The organism is Ramlibacter albus (assembly GCF_014297445.1).
GTDB lineage: Bacteria > Pseudomonadota > Gammaproteobacteria > Burkholderiales > Burkholderiaceae_C > Ramlibacter > Ramlibacter albus.
Genome location: NZ_JACORU010000011.1, coordinates 128991 through 149994, shown reverse-complemented (window position 1 = coordinate 149994; position 21004 = coordinate 128991). Strand labels below are relative to the sequence as shown.

Sequence of the window (21004 nt, the reverse complement as noted above, 5' to 3'; positions counted from 1 at the left end):
TGGAGGGGCACCGCCGGCCTGCGGCGGTGCTTGGTTTTGTTCGCTGCGGCTTACCAGCGCATCAGCTTGGGGATGGCCCCGAGGTACTCGAAGCCTTCGACCTTCAGCATTCCGGCGACGAAGTCCTTCTTGCTGCCGTTCTTGAGGCTGGTGTACGTCTTGCCAGCTGCCTTCGCCAAGCCGATCTCGTCGCACACGGCGTCGAGTTCAGTCTTGGTCAGGACGTCGAAGAACGCTTCGTTGACGCGCCAGTGCTGCTCCAGCTTGATGTCCAGCGCCTTCAAGTAGCCGACGATGTCTCCGATGGGCATGCTGCTGCTCACGAATGCCGGCAGGTGCTGCAGGACGATGGCCAGTTGGTTCTGGTCCAGCGGCAAAAACGCGGCGAGCTGCTTCTTCGTGTTGGTGCAGATCGTGGGCAGGTCGCTTCCGATCTGCTTGCTTGCTGCGTCGACCGCGGCCTTTCCGTCCAGGTAGGACGAGTGGTGTGCGGTCAACGCCGCGAGCAGCGCGCGGCTGTCCTTCACGGGAAGTTTCAGCACGGCGCGTTGGTAGACGGCACGCCACACTCCCTCGCGGTACTCGCGGATTTGATTGCGGACGCTGTTCGGACTCGCCTTGGGGGCCGATGCCGATTCCGCTTTCGTGGATGGCGCTGCACCGCTCTTGGCTTCGCTCGCGCCTGCACCCGCTTCCGCTGGCGCCTGTGCGCTGGTCTCCGAACTCGGCGCCGACGGTTGCTGTGTCGCCGCGCGGAACGCTGCGACCTTCTCGTCGTTGCACTGCTTGTTGAAGCAGACGCCGCGGTACACCTTACCCAGCGAGTCGGGAACCCCCGACACGCAGGCGCCGAAGTCCCCGCACGTGCGGCACGCTGTCAGCTGCTCTGCACCGACCGGGCGCTTTCCGTCCGTCGCGCTCAGGGCGATGACGGTGGAGTTGTCGCCGGGACGCACGATTCGAACGACCTGGTAGGTTTCCTCCAGCTGCGCTTTGCGGACCTCGAGCTCGGCTTCCGTCTTCTTCGTGTAGCACTCCTTGTTCGTGCATCGGCTTCCGGAGAAGCTCTGCTCGAACATGGCCTGCTGGAAGCCGGTGTTGTACTGGCAGCCGGAGCACGCGGTCTTGTCGAAGATCGCCGCCTCGAGACTCAGGAGCGCCTGTTCGGCAAGTGTCTTCAGTTGCTCCACGGTTGGGACCTTGCCGTGAGCGAGGATCTTCTCGATCACGACCTGCTGCACATCCTGGCGGAGCGCAGCGAAGATCTCGACATGGCCTTGGTGGATCTTTTCCTCGAGGTAGGCGTCACGCACAGCCTGGTGGGCGTTCATCAGTGCAAGTCGCTTGTCCAGCTTCTCGCGCTTCCAACCTAGCCGGCTCGCAGCTTCGTCCTTGTCGCCGTTGCAGTAGCCCAGCATGCGGGCCGCGCCTTCGGCGTCTTCGATCACGGACGGGTCTTCGCGACCACCGTTCTCCGCCATCATCAGGGCAGTCGCTTCCACGTCCGTCATGCGACGGGCGCGGGCGCGGATCTCGGCCTCGTCGCCCCATTCCTCGCGGAATTGGCGCGTGCGGCGGCCGCCGGCGATCAGCTGGAATCGCCCGTTGTCGAGGATGCGCAGCAGCACCGGGTAGATCAACGCGTTGCGAGGATCCCCTGCAGCGCGCTGCTTCATGTCGGCGCGCAGCTCGGCGTCCTTTTGAGGGCTCCGCTTGCGGCGGTAGTTGAAGCCCTCGTCGATCAGCCCGCACTTCACGTAGATGTCGGGCTCGGCCTGCGCGGCTCCCGCTTGCGCGGGCCGCTCCAGGACTTCTGCTTCATTTGCCATGGAATCTCCAAGAGAGACGGGAATTCCATGGCCCGCTCGGGACATGGGTCCCGTCGGGGTGTTTTGGTCGTGCGCGTGGCACGAGCACCTCAGAAAGAGGTAGGCGCAGTGATTCTCAGATGAGGCGGGAACACGGGCAAGCGATCACGTCCACTCGCACCGAGTAGGAGGCGGGTTACGGGAGGGGCGGTGCTGAGGCCGCGGCTGCCGGAGGAGATACCTGCAGCGCCCCGCTGGCAGGCCGGGGCCGGTTCTCCGCCTTCAAGTACGGGCGCCCGAACAGCCTTGCCATCCCAAAGGAGTGCAGTCGTTGCACTTCCGCCGCGCCCTTTTCGCGTGCTGCCCACGTGTTCGCGACCGCGAGGTAGAGCGTCGGCGAATCGCGCAGCTCATTGATCAAGTACAGCACCGGCATGTATTCCTCGTAGCAGAAGATCACCGCCGCACGGTCGCCCTGGCCGAGGGCGAGCATGTTGCTGCTGGTCCAGTCTGCGATGAACGTCTTGTCGCTGCGCCATGGCTTCCAGAGCGATACCGGTGCCGGCTGCCGTGCCGTCGCCGTTGCGGCGCTCCCGTCCGGATAGAACGCGATCGCGCTGTTCTGCAGGCGATCTCCCGGCAGCGGAATGTCCATGCCCACGACTTGAGCGATTCCCACGGATTGCGAAGGGCTCAGGAGTTCCAGCTTCAGCACTGGATACAACGCTGTGTCGTAGCGCCCGATGATGCTTTCCGGCCAGATCACGGCGACTGCTCCCGGCGGACGCCCCTCGCGGCCCATCGCTTCGATGCGAGAGATTGCATCGTCTTGCGATTGCAAGGCACCGAACGACGTCCTCATGGCATATACGCCGTGCGCTGTGCTCGAGCTGGAGGGCACACCCAAGGTGAAGCCCCAAGCCACAAGCACGACGGCAACGGTAACCGCACCTACGCGCTGGCTTGCAACCGGAACGCGGCTTTGCGCGCATGCCCAGACGAATCCGGCCGGCATCAAGATGCTGACGAGCACCCCGAACCACCCGGAGCCAGGCAACAGGTACCCCATCGCGATCACCGGATGGCCAGCGACGCCGGGTGCAGCAGGCGGTAGGAGCGCAATGGTCCATGCCGCCACCACGACGGCACCTCTCCGCAGTCCGGATGTGGACTCGCTCCAGGCGAGGCACCACACGGCGCCGCTCATCAAACCGTAGATACATAGCGCTCCGAAGCCGATCCACAGGTTTCCGTCGAACCAGCCCGCTATGAAAGGCGCTACGTAGCGCAGAGTTCCGCACGCATAACCGAAAGCGAACGCAAATGCCTGTGCGCGCGTCGCGCACAACGTGAGCGCGAACGGCAGCAGAACGGCGAGGAGAGGTACTCGCCCCTCACCCCACGCAAGGGTGCCGATCGCGATACCCAGAAGCGCACCCGCCGCGAACCGCAGAACTCGCGTCACATCGACCCTCCAACGCGTCGAAGCAGCTCCAGGGTCGCCTCTGGGGGCACGGCCGGCCGGTTCAGCGCCAAAGCCGTCAGAACGAGTTGGGCAAGGCCGAAGATCTCGGCCGGCGCGATCGGCATCGCCACCTGACCGTTTCCGACCTCGTTCACGCGAAGGAAGTGATGCGCCCCCTGGTCCTCGATCAGCAGTGCCTTGGTACCGCCTTTGCCGTGGTTGCGAGCAGAGAAGGCCTTGCTTGCCGTGTAGCCAAGCAAAAATGCACCCAGCATCGGCAGTTCCCGCAACGTGAACTGGAAGATGATCTTGCTGGCCCAGTCGTATGAACCTGCACGTGACGGGGCGACGTCAAGGCGCACCGTATAGGTGGCCGGTTCATCGCCGTGTATTTGGAGCACATCCAGTTCTAGTTTCGCTGCGCCCGCCTTTGCGTAAGCATGGAGACCATGCTGGCGCAGCAGCGCCAGGTCAGGCGCACGTCGGGTCGGCTTTCGGGCCAAAGGCAGAACCGGCCGTTCCGACGGTGCGGCCAGAGTGGCGCTGCTTTCCAACGCATTGATGCGGTCGAGCAACGTCGTCACATCGCTTGTCGCTTCCGTCCCGAAGGACAGCGCGCGCATCAGTGCTTCGAGCTCTGATCTGCCATTCGCACCAAGGCTCTCGACATACGCTCGCGCCATGCGTGCAGTGGGCGCGGGATAGCCGCGGTCGCGTAGAAGCTGCGCAAGATAGCCGCCGCTGACGGGCGACCCCGTTTCAGGCCTGTCGGCGGACCGTTCGGATACGGCCATTCACCAGCGCTCCCTCGTATGACTTGATCGCCCCCGCCGTGATGTTTGCGTCGGCCTTAAGCGAATTCGCTAGGAAGACGGCATCGTTGACGTCGACTTCGCTCATCTCACCCGGTGCTTTTTCGAGGATCGTCCCGAAGAGGTACGCCTCGCCTTTGACATTGATGTCGCCGACGATCTCGCCCTCAGGCATCAGGACCAGAGGACCACCGGTGACCTCTATGCTGCCTTCGAGGCGCCCTTGAACCAGCACGCCCCCTTCGTAGGTGAACTTGCCCGCGCAATTCGAACCCGGTGCGACCCGGTTCACGATGTTCATCGCATGGGGGTCGATGATCAAGTCTTCTGCGTTGTCTTTCTCACTCAAGGCCGTACTCCTTGGCAGTGGTGACCACCCTGCCCTTCTCGTAGTCGATTGAACGAACAGTTTCCCCGTTCGGAAGCTGCTCACCGACGCGGAACTGCTGCGGCATGCGCGTCGAGGGATTGGTGAAGACCGCCGACCGACCATCCGGCGTAATCGCCACGAGGCCGCCGCCGCGAACGGTGGGCAATGAAGATGGCTTCTCCGCAGCCTTCTCGGCGACCTTCGAAGGCAATTGCGTTTTCGCCCTGTCGGAACCCGAACCCGAAGACGTGGTCGCAGGTGCGGCTGCAGGTGGGTGAGGTGCAACCGAACCTTTGACGGAAGGCCCCTCGTCCAGCACGACCGCGGCTGGGCGAGCATCCTTTTCAGGTGTGCGCGGCGCGGCTGGCGCGCCTGGAGGGCTGACAGTCGCAGGCCGAGAAGGCATTTGCGAGGCGATCGGTGCGGCAAGAGGTAGCGTGGAGGGGAGCGGGCCACCTTCGGTTCGCTGCGCCTCGGGTGTGTCTTGCGTGGTGCCGTAGGGTGAGGTGACGACGCGCACCGACTGTCGATGCTCCGCCTTAGGAACGATGGGAAGCGCAGGCTCGCTGGAAGGTTGGCGAAGAACCGCGACGGACCCCACGGCCGCGACGACCAAGAGCCCGATCGCAGCGACCTGCATGGGCCACCTCCGACCGGGTTGTCGCTCCGCTCCAATCGGTTTGACCCCGACTGGGAGACGAAGAGTGCTGCCGCCGCGGCTTGGCCGCATCAACCGCGCCACGCCCGCGAGCGCGCCAGCGGCGACCCACTCTCCGTTCTTCCAGATCAGCGCCGAGGTTGAATTCGTCCGCACTCGTTGCTCCACGGGTCGACCGAGAGTGAGCGCATAGCGGTCACCGACGACTAGACGCGTGATGGCCTCGTTGCTCATAACGGTATGTCTTCCATCTGCGGCTCAGGGAGTTGCGCCTGACTCACAAGGTTCGCGATTGCAGCATTCGCGCCTTGGGTGGCGGCGACTGCGCTGCCGCGATTCGACAAGGCTGTGTGCGTCACCGGCTCGGCACCGGCGCGGCGCCCGGAATCCGCAGTCGCGTAGAACTCGCTCACAGCGGGAAAGTCCACGGCCGCACGCGTGAACGTCTCGACCTCGGAATCCTCGATTGTCATGAAGCGGTCAACGTCGTCATTGATCCCAGCGTCTGCAAGCTCTTGCCGCGCGGTCTTGGCCTGTGCCATCGCCTCGATGTCGCTCGCCGCCGCAATCTGCAGTTGCATGAGGCTGAAGGGCTGGTACCCACTGGCTTCATTGCTGGCTCGCCAGAGCGTGAGTTTCAATGGCACGTGGCGCAGGCCGACAAACCGACCTTCGATCAGCTTCAGTTGAGCTTTCAGAGCTCGAAACGTATTCAGCGAACCGGTGCGAACTTCGAATACCGTGGTGCCGTCGCCCTCGCCGACGATCTGAACGGGCATGCGCACCTGCCGGCTGCATGTCACTTCGCCACTGGCGACAAGGTCGCACAACTCGGGCCCAGGGCATGCCCGGTCCTGAAACGTGGGAGTCAAGTCGGCTGCGCGCGTGAGGCGACGCGCGTTCTTGCCATCGCCGGAGCACGCGGGCATGCGGGACGCCTGCGAATACGCTTGATAGCGAATGGAGAGGGCCTTGTCCGTCGAATTGAAGAACATCCTGATCGGAATCTCGCGTACGGCCCTTTCCTCGCCTTCCCCCTCTTCCAGGCGCGCAGAAACCGGATGCTTGGCGAGCTTGGGCACAGTGGTCCCTTCGTGCACCGACTCGTGCTCGCGGGATGTCACCAGAAACGCGTTGGTGGTCCGAATGGCGCCATCGTGTGAGACTTCCTCGCATGCGACTTTGATGAAGCCGACGGCGTGCGGGTGACATGCAATGTGGTTCAGGTTCATGGGTGGTGTCCTCTAGGTCCCACTCATGACAACATGGAAGAGCCTCATGTCAGGTCCAGCGTCGTCATCGCGCGTTTCGATGGGATGTCCATCGGCTGGTCGAGCATCGGAGCAAGTGCGTTGAGCATTGCGAGGACTTCGTCCAGGCCCTGCATTCCCAGTTGATGTTTCCGCAACGTGAACTGGCTGAAGGGGACATCCTCACTGGCGAGCGCGAGAGTGATCTTCACCACATCTGAACTGGCCTGCAGCGGCAAGGCGATCCATCCCGTGATGGGCACGACCTGGTGCATCTGATGCAGCCACAGGCAGATCCCATCGGGCACCGCGCACTGCATGCGGTCTGGCGGCAGAACGACGGGCGCCGCGGACTTTCCGTTCTGGAGGGCGAACGAGACAACTGACTTGAATCGGTTGTCGCGCAGCGTATCGACGGGTGGCAGCTGGGGCCACCCGCGCTCCGATGTGAGCACCATGCAGACGAAGCCCAGCCTCGGGACATCAGGCGGCAGCTCGATGGTCTCGGTCAGGAAATTGAGCTTGGTGAGCTCGGATCCTGGAACAGTGCTGTGCAAGTGCCCCTGGAGCACCGTTGGCCGCCAAGCTCCAATCCAGTCGTAGGGACGGACGCCACGGAATACGGTCTTTCTCGTCTTGGGCGGCAACCATCCATCCAGCGCCTCGTTGATGCAGAAGTCGGCGTTCTGAAACGCGACGGCGTCTCCGATGACTTTTCCACCAGGCTGGTCGATCACTGGGAGCAGGAACATTTCCGAGAAGCGCGCCCTGCCCTCGACGCGGTAGGAAATGCGCGCAGCCAGGGTGGCCACGCTGTGGTGCGCGACCGCGGGATCGTGATGCTGGTCGACCAAGCGCCACAGGGCGCCGTCATCGCCGGATTGCAGTGCCGCCTGCACGTCGACGAGCCACTTCGAGGTGTCTCCTTCCGGCTGTGGGCGAGCAACGAGGGGTTGGTTCATGCAGTCGATATTTCCTTGCTTTGAAGGTAGCACGGGGTCTTTGCACGTCAAGGCGCTCCAAACTGCATACCCGCGTGCGTTGGCGGCGGCTGCGGGCCTTGACACACCCGAGTTCCGTGTTGTGATGGTTTGGGAATTGAACACATGAACTCGAATCAACATCTCTCGCTCGACGCAGCCCTTGCGGGTGTCATCGGTGACGGCGGCTCGCCGACCTCCTCTGCCTGCCTGGATGGAATCGCCGGAGCGACGGCGGGGACACGAATGTTCAAGGACATGGCGGCGAGCGAGTACCACGCTGATCGCGACGCATTGAGCTGCTCGCTCATGAAACCGTTGCTGACCTCGCCAGCTCACTTCCAGGCTTCACTTGCCGTATGTGGCACCTCGTCGCGCGCGAAAGACTTCGGCTCGGCGCTGCACGTGCTGCTCCTGCAACCGGAGATCGCTGGGCAAGAGCTCGCGGTCTTTCACGGGAATGCTGACGGACGCAAGAAGGAGTACCAGGAGTTCGTGCTCGCCCACTGTGAAAAGCTCGTCCTCGATGAGCCGACGTTTGCCCTCGCCCGACAAGTCGTCGAGAAGATCCGGCGCACCCTGTTCAAGGGCCGGCCGCTCGGCAAGTTCATTGACGAGTCGATTCCCGAGGCGACGATCTACTTCACGGAGCCAACGACGGGTTTGCGCATGCGGGTTCGTGTCGACGCATACCACCCTGAACTGAATTTCGACCTGAAGTCGACTCGCCATGGCGCGGTGAACCTCTTCGCTCGCGATGCCGTCGATCTCCACTACGACTTGCAGGCATTCATGTACAGCTTGGCTCGGGCGATGTTCGAAGGCACTACGTCAGCCCGCCCCTTCGTGTTCATTGCCACTGAGACCACCGCGCCGCATTCGGTCAGCACTCTCACCGCGGGCGAAAACTTCATGGCGAACGGACTGCGGAAATTTCAATCCTGCGCTGCAACCTTCAAGGCGTGCACCGAGGCTGGCCTGTGGCCCGACCTCGGCCGGGACGACGTGCTCGAGATTGAGCCGTGGCAGCAGTTCAGCGACAAGCAAGGCTGGCGCCAGGCCTTGGCCGCCAGTTGACTCAAGCCGCTAGTGCGGCTTACCTGCAGGCGCCGGTTGGGATGGGAGCTGCGTGATGGCGATCAGCCGCTCTTCGATCCAGCCAGAACGGTTTGACGTATCTGCCGGCGCCTTGGTCGCAAGGTCGCGGATCACTGCCTGCGCTTTGGCATCGCTGCCATTCAATTCGGACACCTTCTGGAAGAGCCGAGGATCGACGGTCACAGAGGTTCGCTTGCCCGCGACCATGACAAACACGCGCTTCGCAGTTTGACGAACAGGCCTGGCTGCAAGACCTGACTCCGACAAGACCCCGCGAACGGCCTCACGCACTACGTCGATCAGATCTGGGGGGCCGGCCGGCGTGGGCGACAGACCCAGAATTTCAGCGACCCTCACGCGGTGCGCAGCTGCGAACGCCCCGATGCGCTCGTCGTCCGCGCCACTTTCCACCAGTGCGCGGACGGCGGCACCTACGATGGCGTTGAGCTTCGGGTCGAGAGGATCCACTTGATGGCCTGTACGGGCGCATATTCTTGCATACCCCCATCGATACAGCGAGCCCCTGTTACTCGTCCTTTAGCTGCTCCACATACTGAATCACTTTCCGAAAAGTATGCAAAGGTGCCATGGGTCGCCGTACGGTATGCGCGGTATGCGCGGTATGCAGGCTCGTCGGGGGGGTGCCGGTGCGCGGTTTTATGGCTTTTTCTGTCTGAATTAACCAGAAAAACAACACCACAACATTGAAGCTGGCCGCGAATCGAGAGATGGCATGTTCCTGAGTCTCAAGGGTTCCAACGGACATCCCGGATGTTCCAGTCGCGGTTTTCCCTTTCAAATCAACGGTTTAAGCTCAGCTTTCCGCATAATTGCATACTGTCGATGGCACCTGATGCTGTCTGCCAACCTTTCCGCATACTGTTCATGCCCATCTTGGAACCGAGAGATGGCAGAACTGCATACTCCCGCCATCGATGGCAAGCGGTCTGCTTTCGCTGCCATCGGTTAGCATTGCGATGTGCCTGTTCCATCATCGCTTGCCATCGAAGACGGGGACCGGGATTTCGACATGCGTCGCAGGTCCACGGACCAGCCGGCGCTCTTTCCGACCGAAGACCTGATCATTCCTGAAACGCTGCGAAGCTTCAGGAAAGCCGTCAGCGCGATTCACGCGGTACCCGTCAAGGCCGAGCACAACCAGAGCTTGAACAATCGCAGGCTCTTTGACGCCTGCATTCTGGTCGCGCTGATCGACTGCCGCAAGCGCGATGGTTTGATCAAGAGGATCTGCGAGGAGCGCGTCTCTCCGATCTTCGAGACACGAGTCACCGACTTGGCCAGGTTGGCCGGTATCCCCGGCAAGAACTATGTCCGCATCTACGAGGAGCTCGATCGGCTCTACGAGATGGACCTTCGATGGAACATCGTTGGTGAAGACTCGAAAGTCGAATGGGAGATGAGGGCTCACTTCCTTTCGTCCCTCGGATATGGCAAGGGGCATCGCCGCGGCCTGATTCGCTTCAGTATTGATCCATCGATCCTGGCGATCCTCCTCGAACCCAGTAACTGGGCGACGTTGAGCCTGCAGCGAATGCACGGGTTCAGCACCGGACCTGCGTATGCGCTGTATCAGAACGCGTGGCGGTATGTGAACACTCATGCGAAGGTAACCGCAGCTTTGCCCACCGCCACTTGGATCGAGCTGCTGATTGGCCATTCGCGGTACGTCGTTGATGACCCCGTTCACGGCAAGCGTGTCGTCAACTATGGCGACTTCAAGCGCCGAGTCCTCGTGGATGCTCTCAATAGGGTGAACGAGACTTCTGCGCTCGGCTACACCCTGGAATTGAAAGAGTTGCGCTCGGGGACGCGTGTCTCGAAACTCCAGTTCAAGTTCGTCCCGAAGAAGCAGGAGTCATTGGGGCTACCCGTTACTTGGCCCGATGAGGTGTTGCGTGTGCTCGCCAGCCTTGGGTTCACGAGTTCGGAGGTCGAGGACTTGAGCCAAGCGCATTCGTTCGAGGTCGTCGCGGAGACGCTCGTTCGATTGAAAGCGGCCGAGGGGCGACTCAAAGCCCAGAGTCGCACGATCACCAACAAGAAGGCGTACTTCACCGGCATCCTCGCTAACGTAGCGACCGGTGAGGCCGAAGACGACCTCAACGTGACCAAGATCGAGGCGGAGGCAAAGGCGCAAGAGGCTGCGCGCCTCGCTGCAGCTCGCAACGAACGCCGCAAAGAGGAGTTCGCCAAGCACCAGGCGCAAGTGTTCAGCGCCAGGTTCTTCGAGCTTCCGGAGTTGGAGCGAGCGCCCTTGCTTTCGGACTTCGAATCCAGTTCTGCTGGAAAGCGAGCGGGGATCCTCGTTGCTAAGGGATGGACTCCGCAGAATGCTGGCGCCCTCGCCTGCTTAAGAGCATGGCTTGCTGACGAAAGGCCGGCGACCCTTGAGCAGTTTTATGCCCATCCTGAGGACAGAAGCTTCGACGCATGGCTGGCGTGGCGCTTGGATCGCGCCGAGTCGCAAGAGCCCGCCTAACCGCGATTTAGGCAAAATTAGCCTTTATTTGATTTGACCACTGGTCTTGGATCGATCCAAGGGTTAGCTAGGTCTCGGGCCCTTGGATCGATCCAAGGGACCTCGGCGTTGCCGTCGCGAAACATCTCACGCCCTTTTTTCTTTGCCGTCCTTTGCTTTTTCAGTTGTGTGTGTGAACATTGCACCGTTTTATATCGGGAGAACTTATGGCTGTGATCACTGTGGGTGCGGAAAAAGGCGGGGTCGGAAAGACGCGCCTGTCGACGCACATCGCCGCAATTGCGGCACGAGAGGGTGTCGATGTCGTGCTGCTCGACACGGACAAGCAGGGTTCGGCGATCAGCTGGTCGCGAATCCGCGGCGAAGACGAAGACCAAACACTCAAGAAATTCCCAGTTCTCGCTCTGCCGCCAAACCCTGCGAAGGAGGTCCAGAACCTCTCTTCGAAGTACGACCTCGTCGTGGTGGATATCGGTGCCCAGAACTACAGGACGATGCTCGAATGCGCTTCCTTGAGCGACATCGTGCTGGTGCCATGCGGAGCGGACCAGCAGGAAATCGAGTCGACCCTGAACGTCTTCGATCATCTGAAGGATCTGCGCCGGCCGCCACAGGCGCCTGGAAGTCTCCCGGTCCCGGTGAAGGCATATGTGGTGCTGAGCCGCGTTTCGAATCTCGAAAATTCGAGGGCGACGAAGCAGCTCCGTGAGTACTTCATCGGTGAAGGAGTGCCGGTGTTCGATTCGCATATCGCTCACCGCAGCAGCTGGCTGGCCACGGGGCGTACCGGTCGAGCCGTCCATGAATTGAAAGGCAAAGATCGCTCGCAGAAGGCGGTTGATGAGATGCAGGCGGTTTTCGACGAGATCACCCGCCGTGTCGCCGAAGAGGAGGTCACGCAATGAGTGGGGCGAGCATGTTCAAGAAGCGCCCGGTCGCGCCCGGTCAGGTCGCCGAGGCGATCGCGCAAGCGGCTGCGTCACCGATGCTCGCTGATCCCAGAGAGGCGGTACCTGCAACAGCGACGGGGCCTGGTGCGGCGAGCCTTGGATCGATCCAAGGTCAAGGCGACTACGAGGTCGGGCAGACTTACGATGTCCCGCTAGGACGTATTAAGTCAAATCCTGTCAATCCGAAGGCGCTGTACCCACACTCGGTGGTCGACGAGATGGCTCTCTCCCTCCAGGAGAATGGGCAGATCACCGCGGCCAACGGTTATGTCGATGGCTCGCATGTCGTTCTTATCGAAGGCGAGACGCGCTTCAGAGGTGCCAAGGCAAATGGGGCGCCGACCTTGCGTATCGAAATTCGGCCCCGTCCAGCCGACGAGCAAAAGCTCTATGAAGAGGCGAGGGCGGCGAACAAGCAGCGCCAAGACGGATCCGCCTTGGACGACGCCATCCGCTGGAAAGAACTGATCGAACGCAAGGTGTACCCCAACCAGGCCGCCATCGCGCGTGCCCTCGGACTGGGCGAAGACGAAGTAAGCCGCACGATGCAGTTGGGAGTTCTGCCTCAGAAGATCGTCGTCGCGCTCTCGGAGGCTCCCAGCTTGCTCACCGGCAGGATGCTGAACGCCATTAGGGAGTTCTTCGCCGCGGCTGCCAAAGAAGATGCCGCGAGCGCCGAGATGATGACCCTGAATTTGGTCGCCGAGATTGTGAAGAATGATCTTGGGTACCGCGACGTTGCGGCTCGTCGAAAGCAGTTGGAAAACGGGCCGGTAAAACGTACCCGGGGGCTCTCCGAGCATGTTCTCTTCTCGGGCGTCAAAGGCGAGATCAAGACGTTCGAAGACGGCGGCCGCATCGAGCTGAGTTTCAAGGGCCTCACCGCTGAACAATCACAAACGCTTGCTGCCAAGATCAAAGGCGCGTTGGCCTCGTAGCAGTATGAGCCCGACGGGGGAGGGGGCTTAGTTGGAGCTTCTTGGCAGACATCGAAGTGCATGCTCGCTGACGCCCCGAGCACCTGTAGACGGGCGCCTGCGGTTGACGGACAATACGGATCTCACATCTCCAAAGCGGCAGCACGGCCTTGCGCCATGACTCCAGAGAGCCCCAAAACATTTTTCCTCCGCCGCGATAACGCTAGAGATGACAGAGGCGGGCACAGGTGATAAATTCACGGCGTGCCCAATACCGCCGAGCCAGCCGCCAGCTCACCCAGTAGCGACCTGAGCTCCCCTGGTAGCGCGCCGAACTCCCCCAGCAGCTCCCCCACTAGGGATGCGAACCCCCCGATCAGCACCGTGGCCACGGGCAACTCGGGGCGCCTGACCACTTTCGACGAGGGCGGCGCGCTCGAGGCCACTGAAGCCGCGCCGATCAAGCGCCGCCGCGGCCGCCCACCCAAGGCGCTTGCGAGAGTGGCCCACAAGAACGCACCGATCACCTCCAGCGAGATGGCGTTCCTGCGCGCGGTGGTCCAGGGCGTCGAGCCGCGCAACGCCGCGCTGCAGTATCTGCCCGGCGACGAGCACCAGGACGGCCGCGCCGCGCGCCCTTTCCTGTGCCAGCTGCTGCAGCGCCTGGCCGACGCCGCCGCCCGCCCCGAGCTGCAGCTGCCAGCCGACACGCGCAAGGCGGTGGTCGCCGAGATCGAGGTGCTGCGCAAGCGAGCCACCGACCCGTCGCACTCGCCGGCACCGGATGCGCATGGAGCGGCCTCCGCGCAAGTCGTTGATTTTGCTTGTGATAGTGAAATTCAGAGGGCCGAGATTCGGATATCAGAATCCCCAAACTCTGATATCAGAACGGCGCCCGCGCCCGCGCCGCGCGCAGCGCCGGCGCTGCCAACGCTCGAAGCGTTCGCCAGCGAATTCCCCGAGGACATGTACAGCGAGGCCGAGCTGATGGAGCTGTACCTGGAGCGCTACCCCGAGGCGGCCGAGCGGCCGGCCGCCGCCGCGCTGCCGCCGCCGCTTGCGGTGCTGCTGCCCGCGCCCGCGCTGGGCGCCGCCCAAGTTCTGCCGATTTCCGTAAAACGTAAAGACGCATCGCCTGAAGTGCCTGCACCGCCCCCGCCGGTGCCGCGCCACAAGCTGCAGGTGGACGCCCGCCTAGCCATGCTCGACCAGCTGGCGCCGCTGGTGGCCGTTGCGCCGGGCCCGGACGCGCCGGTACCCCTGTGGTTCGGCGAGAAGCTGGGTGCCGCGCTGCGCACCGACCATGGCGTGACCACCCTGGCGCAGCTGGCGGCCTTCATCAACGCCAACGGCAACCGCTGGTACGAGCGTGTGGCGGGCTTGGGCCGCGCGCGCGCGCTGCGCCTGGTCGGCTGGCTCGCGCAGCACGAAATTGCGATCGGCGTGGCGCTGCGCGCGCGCACCCTCGCGCTCGTGCAGCCGCGCGGGCACGCAGATCTCGCGCGCGCGCATGCGCAGAAGCACGATTCGCTCGCGCTCGCGGGCCGTGCGCGCGAGCTCGCCGGCGCGCCCGACGCCGCGCTCAGCTACGCGCTGGTGCCGCTGGAGGAGTTTTTCTGGCCACCGGCGCTGCTGGGCGCGGACGGGCGCTTCCGCGGTGGCGCGATCAACACCCTGGACGCGCACAACGACCGCGAAGCCTTCATCGCCTGGTTCCAGGGAACGATCAAGAGGCGCTCGACCGCCACGCAGGAGGTCACATGGCGCGCGATCGAGCGTCTGGTGCTCTGGGCGCTGCTGGAGCGCCGCTGCGCGCTGTCGTCGCTGTCAGCCACCGACCTCAACGCCTTCGTCACCTTCCTGTACGAGCCGCCCGCGCACTGGTGCTCCACCGAACGGGTGCTGCGCGTCTCCAAGGACTGGCGGCCGCTGCGCGGGCCCCTCGACGAGCAGTCGGTACGCCAGATCGTGATCGTGGTGCGCCAGCTGTACGCCGCCTGGCACGCGGCGGGATACCTCGCCATAAACCCGGCCCACGGCCTGTTGCACCGGCGCGCGCGCGACGCCGGTGAAGCGGCACCCCCCGCCCCGCAGCCCGCGCAGACGATGGACGTGGGGCGCTCTTTCGCGGAGCAGGACCTGCAGGCCATGCGCCGCGAGCTCGAGGCGATGCCCGACGACGAGTTTCGTCGGCGGCTGCGCGCGATCCTGTCGCTGTTCCTCGAGTCGGGCCTGCGGCGCGCTGAGGTCGACCGCCTCACCTTGGGCACGCCCGAGCCGGTGCGCATCGCAAACGAGCTGACCGACGTCATGAAGATGCGCGTGGTCGGCAAGGGCAACAAGGTGCGCGAGATCCCGCTCATGCGCAGCACCCTGGCCGCGCTGGAAGCTCACTACGCCGACCGCTTGCGGCTGATCGAAGAAGGCGTGCTGCCGGCAGGCTACGCGGCGATCGCACGCGAGGACGCGCCGGCGATCGGGATCCTTCGTGAAGGACGCAAGGCTTATGTGGCTGGCCCTGGCCTCACACCGGCGGACGCGCCGCGCCAGCCGAATCTGACGGGGCGGCTGGCAAGTGGCTCGATCGCCATCATCCTGAAGGACTTCTTTGCGCGAGTTGCTACCCGAGAGGACATGGCAGAGCGGCGCCAGCTCTTCCTGGCGGCATCGGCACAGTGGCTGCGGCATACGTTTGCGCATCGCGTGCTTGCCGTTCGCGAAGCTGCGCTCCAAGCACTGTCGCTAGTGAAACCCGCGATCTGACCTTCCAGGAAGCAGTACGCAATTCGAGGACTCAAGGAAAATCGATCAGCGCATCGGAATTTTTCTTGTTTGATGGATCGCCATCCTCAAACCACAATTTCTGCAGGCGAAGGGAGCACATGCGACTGCTACCACAGAGTGGCAGTTGGACGGTATGCGAGGAGTTCTGGCATGAAGCGCTTCCCTGTCGCAGCGATTGCAGGCCGCGAGATGGAGCACGCCGCGGGAAACCATCGCCACGTGTCAGAAGCTTTCAGTCGGTTGTTCGGTGGGCTTCTCGCGCGACTTCGGCCGCCTTCAAACAACAAAGGGTCCGTTCAACCCTCAGGCTTCGATGAACCAGTTCAACTCGATTGCATCCGCCGAGAGATGGAGCATGCGCTGCATGACTGTACGGGCACGCGTAGGGTAGGGGCCCTCATGCTGGTTCAGGGCGCGAGAAGCGCACTCGACCTGTGGTTGCTTCGTCCGGAGATCCTTTTGGTCGTGGCGCAGGATCACGGACAGTTCATTGCAACGGAACGCGTGAACGCGCTCACACCATTGTTTCGAGGATGGTTGCCCCGAACCATGGAGTCATCGTGGCGGGCCTTGTCGCGCTGCTAACACACGGCGGGCCGACGCGGACGCCAGGTCAATGTGCTGCTCGAATCGCGCGAATCGACGCGACCTTGTCTCGGATGCGCAGCGTCGGAGGGGACTTCAAGCGGCCGACGAAGGACTCCACCGCGTCGAGATCCTCTTCGCCGAAGTCTTGATGCCGGAACTTCAGCATGCCATTCAGCAGCATCTGAATGTTGCTCAACGCGTGATCGTCGCCATCCTCGTCCGGTAGCTTCTCAATGGCAGCCTCGAGGGCGCGTTCCAGCTGACCGACACGCAACGCTACAAGCACGACCAGGTACGCGACACGCGCGTAGTTCCCGCCCATGCGGTCGAACAAGGCATCGAAGAATGGAAGCTCGTCGTCGCGTCCCTCCAGCTTGTCGTACGTCGCGACGAGGGCGTCTGCATTGTCCGATACCACCGCTGGTTCATCACTGCCGTCACCGAGCCACAGGCTCTGATTCTTGGGCGAGTTCGAGGTCCAGGAGTCGGTCCCCAGCTTAGATTCGCGTCCGTCTAGGACGAGGTGCACGCTGCCCAAGCCTCCGCCCTGCCGTCCGTTTAGGTCGTACCGTGACAGCTCCGCTTGAAGCACAGCGGCCACGGTCTTGGCGGGCTCGGCGAGCTGGCCGAGCTGTTCCAAGGGAGGGCGTGCCGGCTTCGCCTTTGCGCGCGGGACACCTCGTACATTCCGCTTGAACCTGTACTTGCGGCCGAGATCGTCGGTGAATTCGACGACAACGACGAGCGGGTCCTCTAACTTCTGGAACCACGGCTTTCCCTTGAGAAGAGCGTGAGACGTACCTTCCGTGAGGTCCTCCGTGGTTACAAGGTGGCCGGTGCGCGCTGAGCCCGACATCCCTGTGCGCTCGTTCTTAACCATCACATCGATATGGTGCGACGTCACGCCGAGTCGGGGCCGAACTAACTTCGCGGAAACAAGCGCGATAGGCTGGTCCGAGGTATTGCGTGCCAGGAAACCGACGCGGAACTGCGTCGTTGGTCCGTCTGCGTCCTTGCCGATCGTCCAGAAATCCCAATGCGGGCAGGGTGAAAGGTGGATCGCCGGCGGTGCCGTAGCGCGCGCGTACACCGCTTTGATGGCGAACACCACCCACTCTACGATTTTGGCAGTGGCGAGGCTCCCGCTCACTACAAGACAGAGGACGATCCACGGCCTCGCGTCGGTTGGAAGGTCGGCTGCCGGAACCGCCTTGAGCAGGATGCCGCAGGCGAGTGCAACGCCGGCAAACAGCCAAAGCGGAAGCTTTCTCACCAGTTCTAGGACCTTGGAGATTGGGCCGACGGGATCGCTCATCTCACCAATGTACGGGATGACCGATGCGCGCTCAGTCCGGTTCCACGTAGTTCTTCTCCACCACCAAGCCTGAACGGGGGAAGTACTCGCCCAAGCCGCCCGCGTCGAAAATCTCGGCGACGCGGTAGGTCAGTTGCGGCACGTCCATCGTTCCGCTACGAGGCAGTGGCAGCGACGCCCGGGCGCCATCGACCGACACCAACACGAATCGGTGGACCAGTGTCGAGTTGTAGTAGAGGTCGTAGAACCACCCCTTCGCGCCTTGGTCGGGGTTCTTGTTCGCCCACTCTGCGAAGAAATTGTCGTTCTGCACATGGGTATCGTCGATCGACGTCTCGATTCGGAGGTTTACGTCACCCCGCCAGCACGCGACTTCTCGTCCGGTCTGCATCGACACGCGATGCCAGTCCTCGGCGTCGCTCTTGATCACGGTCTTGAAGATTGCGCTCAGCTCCATCGACTCTCTCCTTTGAGGTTTCCAAAGTTGCGGGCGACTCCCGCGCTTGCAATTGTCATCGGCGAGCGTCACCAGCGGGCTGGACGGGGTGAGCGCCGGCACCAGTGCTCGCGGAGCATCGGTTCCTCCAGTCTCCTATGCGCTGGACTTCTTCTTGGAGGATATCGCCGCAAGTTGCTCGGCCGTTTTGATGAGCCGCTCCGACAGGTTGGCTGGTGAGTTGCAGCGGAATGGCGTGAACTTATCGAGCGACGATCGTTCCGCATTCGGACGGATGACGAACTTGTCCTTGGCGACCCTCGCGACGCCGCGCAAGACCGGCATCGGTATCAGCCAGGAACGCCTGATCTCGGTCATGTCTTCGTGCAGGAGCACTGCGACCAGGTGCGCGTAGTCGAACTCGCGCAGCGCCGCCTCACGGACCTCGAAGTGCACTCCGCTTCCCGGGGTCGTCGTGCCTGACTTGTTGAGTGTCTTCGTACGCGTCTTGACCTGGACTGGAATCGCGACGCCAGTTTCCTTGTCGTACACGAGGAGGTCGATGCCGTCGTCGTCCGCGATGGAGTAGAACGGTGAAAGCCGGCCACCGGACGCCAACAGCAGCGCATTCGCCACCACGTTCTCACCGATCACGCCGATCTGCGTGCTCGTCAAAGCGTACTTTCCGCGTTCTCCGGCCGGCATTGCTCCTCCTGCTAATGCCGCAGCTTCGACGCGGCGCTTTTGGTCCCCTATCGTAGACCGGTTACCGACGACGTTGCCTTCGCCCCAGACGCCCGAGCGGAGCAGGAAATCGTTCTTGCTGACGTGCGAGCGCTGGGACGGCGTTCATTCACGTTGCCCCAAACGCGCTGGGCTGCTGGCGTACAGGGTAGGGTGGCAACCCGCCGAGGATACGTTGGCCGAATTGAGTCTGCGTCAGCCGCTTGTCGTAGATCACGATGGTTGCTTCGTCACTCTCTGTTCGAATACCGCGCCCGGTCCATTGAAGCAGGCGAACACCAGCTTCCGGCACCACAATCTCGTCAAAAGCGGAACCGCCTCTGGACTCCACGTAGTCCGCGCGGGCCTCGCCCACAGGATCAGTTGGAGTGGAGAAGGGCAGTTTCGCGATGAACACGTATTCGCAGAGTCGTCCAGGAAGATCGAGACCCTCACCGAAGGACTGCAGTCCGAACAGAATTGATGGGTCGCCAGCTTCGACTTGGCTGCGATGCGACGCCAAGAGGGATGCGCGCGCCCTGGAACCCTGAACTAGGACACGATCGCGCAACCCGTCGGGTAGCTGCTCGTATGTGTTGACCATGTGCTGCTTGGAGGTGAACAGGCACAGCGCGCCAGCCTTTACGGAGAGAAGATCGTGGGCGAGTCGCGTCGACACTTCACTCTGGAAGTTAGCTCGCTGGCGCGGGCTTGCGTCGGTTCGTACGACAACGACTTCACCTTGCCGCTGGTAATCGAACGGACTGGCGACTGCCTGGGTCTGGACCGCGATGTCCTGATCGAGCCCAGCTTCCTCCAAGAACCAATTGAACGAACCGCACGTGGTGAGCGTCGCCGAAGTCACCACGGCGGCACGGGTCGCGTCCCACAGCTCACGGCTAAGCAGCGGGCCGGGCAGGACGGGACAGGCATGCAGCTTGATGGCGACGCCTCGCACAGAGGGTGTTGCCGACAGCCAGCGCGCAGTCGTCGCAGTCACTTCTTCATCGAGCAGAAGGTCGGTAGTTTCGATCACGGCGCGCAGGCGCGGGACATGCGCGCCAAGCAAAGCGAAAAGGGTGCTCCAAAGCGCCTTGTGTTCAGGCCGATCACGGATCCGCTCGCGGATGACGGTCACCAGCTCGTCCATGATCGAGAGGAGGGCGATAGCCTGCGCGTTTGCGAGTCGAAGCGGTTCGAGCGCGAATTCGGGTAGCTGATTTCCCTTGAAGCGATACGTGTTGCCCTTGCTCAGAGCGGACGAATACAAGTCAAACAAGAGGCGGCCGACATCGCTGAGAGCCGCCTTCAGCTCGTGTGCAGGTTGAGTGGCGGGCCTCGCGGTGGTGTGGTCGAGGCCAGCAGCCACCTTGTCGATGATCCGGGGCAGTCGATCGATCCATCGCAGTGCGGTCAGGTCGACTTCGGCCGCGAATTGGTCGACAGCGGTCTGCGGCAGGTGATGGCCCTCATCGAAGACCCAGAGCGCTTCGTCCAAGGGAGGAAGAATCTTGGTCCCCACCGCCGCGAGTACCAGACTGTGATTCGCCACGATGACGTCGACTGCGCGCAGTCGATCGCGGGCCTTGTAGTACGCGCAATCGCGAAACTGCGGACACCCCCGCGCGGTACAGGTAGTCTGTTCCGCGGAGATCTGTGCCCAGAGATCCGCGGGCGGAGGCTCTAGCAGCGTGTCGCGATCTCCATCCCAACCCTGGTCGAGCTTGTCCTGCAGCACCCGAACGAACTCAATGCGGCTTTCGTTCGCTGCAGCTTTTGCCGGCCGCCCTGCCGTCTCGGCTGTCGGCGCAGACACGTCATCGTCCTCGTGATCAAGCGCAAGATCGGCAGTCGGCCCATCTCCCGCGAGTCGCAACGCCTTTGACAGGCAGAGGTACCGGTTGCGGCCCTTGGCGATGGCGAAGGTGATCGGCCGCTCCATCGCAGCCGACAGAGCGGGCAGATCCTTCTCCACAAGCTGCCCTTGCAGGCTTGTCGTTGCCGTGCTCACGACCAGAGGTACGCCGCGCGCGCGCGCAATATGAACACCCGGAACCACATAGGCGAGGCTCTTGCCCACGCCTGTTCCGGCGGAAATGACTTCGATTCGACGAGCAGGGGGAGGAACTGGATTCTCGGCATCCGATGATGGTGTTTGCTCGTTCGTGCGCAGATCTGCGGTGGCAAACGCGCGGGCTACGCTGCACACCATCTCGCGCTGGCCAGGCCGCGCGCGGTAGCCAGACACAGCGGCCACAACACGGTCGTACTCGGCAAGTGCAGATTGAACCAGATCGTCCATTCAAGCAGTCTCCCACGCCAACACGTGCTGTCAATCGATCACGGTCAG

Annotated in this window: 17 protein-coding genes; 5 read left to right on the top strand and 12 right to left on the bottom strand. The window is 62.7% G+C overall.

Going from position 1 to position 21004, the window contains the following annotated elements:
• Positions 1 to 50: 50 nt before the first annotated feature.
• The 7 genes from H8R02_RS24210 to H8R02_RS24180 form a co-directional block, all read right to left on the bottom strand.
• Positions 51 to 1829: a PRTRC system ParB family protein gene (locus H8R02_RS24210; protein ID WP_187084073.1), complete on the bottom strand. Its 1779-nt coding sequence runs from the start codon at positions 1827 to 1829 to the stop codon at positions 51 to 53.
• Positions 1830 to 2004: 175 nt separating this feature from the next.
• Positions 2005 to 3273 (bottom strand): carbon-nitrogen hydrolase family protein, encoded by a 1269-nt coding sequence (locus H8R02_RS24205; RefSeq protein ID WP_187084072.1) that lies wholly within the window; start codon positions 3271 to 3273, stop codon positions 2005 to 2007.
• Entirely contained in the window at positions 3270 to 4067 is a 798-nt protein-coding gene (locus H8R02_RS24200) for a hypothetical protein (protein ID WP_187084071.1), read from the bottom strand. The genes H8R02_RS24205 and H8R02_RS24200 overlap by 4 nt, the downstream gene beginning before the upstream one ends.
• Positions 4033 to 4434, bottom strand: coding sequence for a polymer-forming cytoskeletal protein (locus H8R02_RS24195; RefSeq protein ID WP_255429524.1), 402 nt, complete (start codon positions 4432 to 4434; stop codon positions 4033 to 4035). Before H8R02_RS24195 ends, H8R02_RS24200 begins: the two co-directional genes overlap by 35 nt.
• Positions 4427 to 4666 (bottom strand): hypothetical protein, encoded by a 240-nt coding sequence (locus H8R02_RS24190; protein WP_187084070.1) that lies wholly within the window; start codon positions 4664 to 4666, stop codon positions 4427 to 4429. The genes H8R02_RS24195 and H8R02_RS24190 overlap by 8 nt, the downstream gene beginning before the upstream one ends.
• Positions 4667 to 5343: 677 nt before the next feature.
• Positions 5344 to 6345 carry a recombination directionality factor gene (locus tag H8R02_RS24185; RefSeq protein WP_187084069.1) on the bottom strand — a complete coding sequence of 334 codons (1002 nt, stop codon included), beginning with the start codon at positions 6343 to 6345 and terminating at the stop codon, positions 5344 to 5346.
• 44 nt (positions 6346 to 6389) lie between these two features.
• Positions 6390 to 7325: a hypothetical protein gene (locus H8R02_RS24180; RefSeq protein WP_187084068.1), complete on the bottom strand. Its 936-nt coding sequence runs from the start codon at positions 7323 to 7325 to the stop codon at positions 6390 to 6392.
• Between the two features lie 144 nt (positions 7326 to 7469).
• Between H8R02_RS24180 and H8R02_RS24175 the strand changes: the two genes are divergently transcribed.
• Positions 7470 to 8420, top strand: a complete 951-nt coding sequence (locus H8R02_RS24175) for a PD-(D/E)XK nuclease-like domain-containing protein (protein ID WP_187084067.1) — start codon at positions 7470 to 7472, stop codon at positions 8418 to 8420.
• Between the two features lie 9 nt (positions 8421 to 8429).
• On the opposite strand, the gene H8R02_RS24170 is transcribed toward H8R02_RS24175, so the two are convergent.
• Positions 8430 to 8909, bottom strand: coding sequence for a hypothetical protein (locus H8R02_RS24170; protein WP_187084066.1), 480 nt, complete (start codon positions 8907 to 8909; stop codon positions 8430 to 8432).
• Positions 8910 to 9420: 511 nt separating this feature from the next.
• Between H8R02_RS24170 and H8R02_RS24165 the strand changes: the two genes are divergently transcribed.
• From H8R02_RS24165 to H8R02_RS30870, 4 genes are all read left to right on the top strand, one after another.
• On the top strand, positions 9421 to 10941 hold the full coding sequence (locus H8R02_RS24165; RefSeq protein WP_354004969.1) for a replication initiation protein: 1521 nt from the start codon (positions 9421 to 9423) through the stop codon (positions 10939 to 10941).
• Positions 10942 to 11147: 206 nt separating this feature from the next.
• Positions 11148 to 11846 (top strand): nucleotide-binding protein, encoded by a 699-nt coding sequence (locus H8R02_RS24160; protein ID WP_187084065.1) that lies wholly within the window; start codon positions 11148 to 11150, stop codon positions 11844 to 11846.
• A gap of 11 nt (positions 11847 to 11857) precedes the next feature.
• A complete protein-coding gene (locus tag H8R02_RS24155) occupies positions 11858 to 12829 on the top strand; it encodes a ParB/RepB/Spo0J family partition protein (protein ID WP_255429523.1) in 972 nt (323 codons plus the stop codon).
• A 243-nt stretch (positions 12830 to 13072) separates the two neighbouring features.
• The gene (locus H8R02_RS30870; RefSeq protein WP_187084063.1) at positions 13073 to 15571 is read left to right on the top strand and encodes a phage integrase family protein; all 2499 of its coding nucleotides are present in this window, start codon (positions 13073 to 13075) and stop codon (positions 15569 to 15571) included.
• A gap of 634 nt (positions 15572 to 16205) precedes the next feature.
• Here H8R02_RS30870 and H8R02_RS24145 read toward each other — a convergent pair.
• From H8R02_RS24145 to dinG, 4 genes are all read right to left on the bottom strand, one after another.
• Entirely contained in the window at positions 16206 to 17495 is a 1290-nt protein-coding gene (locus H8R02_RS24145; protein ID WP_187084062.1) for a hypothetical protein, read from the bottom strand.
• Positions 17496 to 17526: 31 nt separating this feature from the next.
• Positions 17527 to 17952, bottom strand: coding sequence for a hypothetical protein (locus H8R02_RS24140; RefSeq protein ID WP_187084061.1), 426 nt, complete (start codon positions 17950 to 17952; stop codon positions 17527 to 17529).
• Positions 17953 to 18087: 135 nt separating this feature from the next.
• On the bottom strand, positions 18088 to 18636 hold the full coding sequence (locus tag H8R02_RS24135; protein WP_187084060.1) for a hypothetical protein: 549 nt from the start codon (positions 18634 to 18636) through the stop codon (positions 18088 to 18090).
• 148 nt (positions 18637 to 18784) lie between these two features.
• Positions 18785 to 20956 (bottom strand): ATP-dependent DNA helicase DinG, encoded by a 2172-nt coding sequence (gene dinG / locus H8R02_RS24130; protein WP_187084059.1) that lies wholly within the window; start codon positions 20954 to 20956, stop codon positions 18785 to 18787.
• Positions 20957 to 21004: the final 48 nt, after the last annotated feature.

Bases quoted from the DNA above. Each gene is read 5' to 3' on its own strand.
- H8R02_RS24145 (WP_187084062.1), bottom strand. From the start codon at position 17,495: ATGAGCGATCCCGTCGGCCCAATCTCCAAGGTCCTAGAACTGGTGAGA.
- H8R02_RS24140 (WP_187084061.1), bottom strand. From the start codon at position 17,952: ATGGAGCTGAGCGCAATCTTCAAGACCGTGATCAAGAGCGACGCCGAG.
- H8R02_RS24200 (WP_187084071.1), bottom strand. From the start codon at position 4,067: ATGGCCGTATCCGAACGGTCCGCCGACAGGCCTGAAACGGGGTCGCCC.
- H8R02_RS24185 (WP_187084069.1), bottom strand. From the start codon at position 6,345: ATGAACCTGAACCACATTGCATGTCACCCGCACGCCGTCGGCTTCATC.
- H8R02_RS24155 (WP_255429523.1), top strand. From the start codon at position 11,858: ATGTTCAAGAAGCGCCCGGTCGCGCCCGGTCAGGTCGCCGAGGCGATC.
- dinG (WP_187084059.1), bottom strand. From the start codon at position 20,956: ATGGACGATCTGGTTCAATCTGCACTTGCCGAGTACGACCGTGTTGTG.
- H8R02_RS24180 (WP_187084068.1), bottom strand. From the start codon at position 7,325: ATGAACCAACCCCTCGTTGCTCGCCCACAGCCGGAAGGAGACACCTCG.
- H8R02_RS24210 (WP_187084073.1), bottom strand. From the start codon at position 1,829: ATGGCAAATGAAGCAGAAGTCCTGGAGCGGCCCGCGCAAGCGGGAGCC.
- H8R02_RS24175 (WP_187084067.1), top strand. From the start codon at position 7,470: ATGAACTCGAATCAACATCTCTCGCTCGACGCAGCCCTTGCGGGTGTC.
- H8R02_RS24135 (WP_187084060.1), bottom strand. From the start codon at position 18,636: ATGCCGGCCGGAGAACGCGGAAAGTACGCTTTGACGAGCACGCAGATC.
- H8R02_RS24160 (WP_187084065.1), top strand. From the start codon at position 11,148: ATGGCTGTGATCACTGTGGGTGCGGAAAAAGGCGGGGTCGGAAAGACG.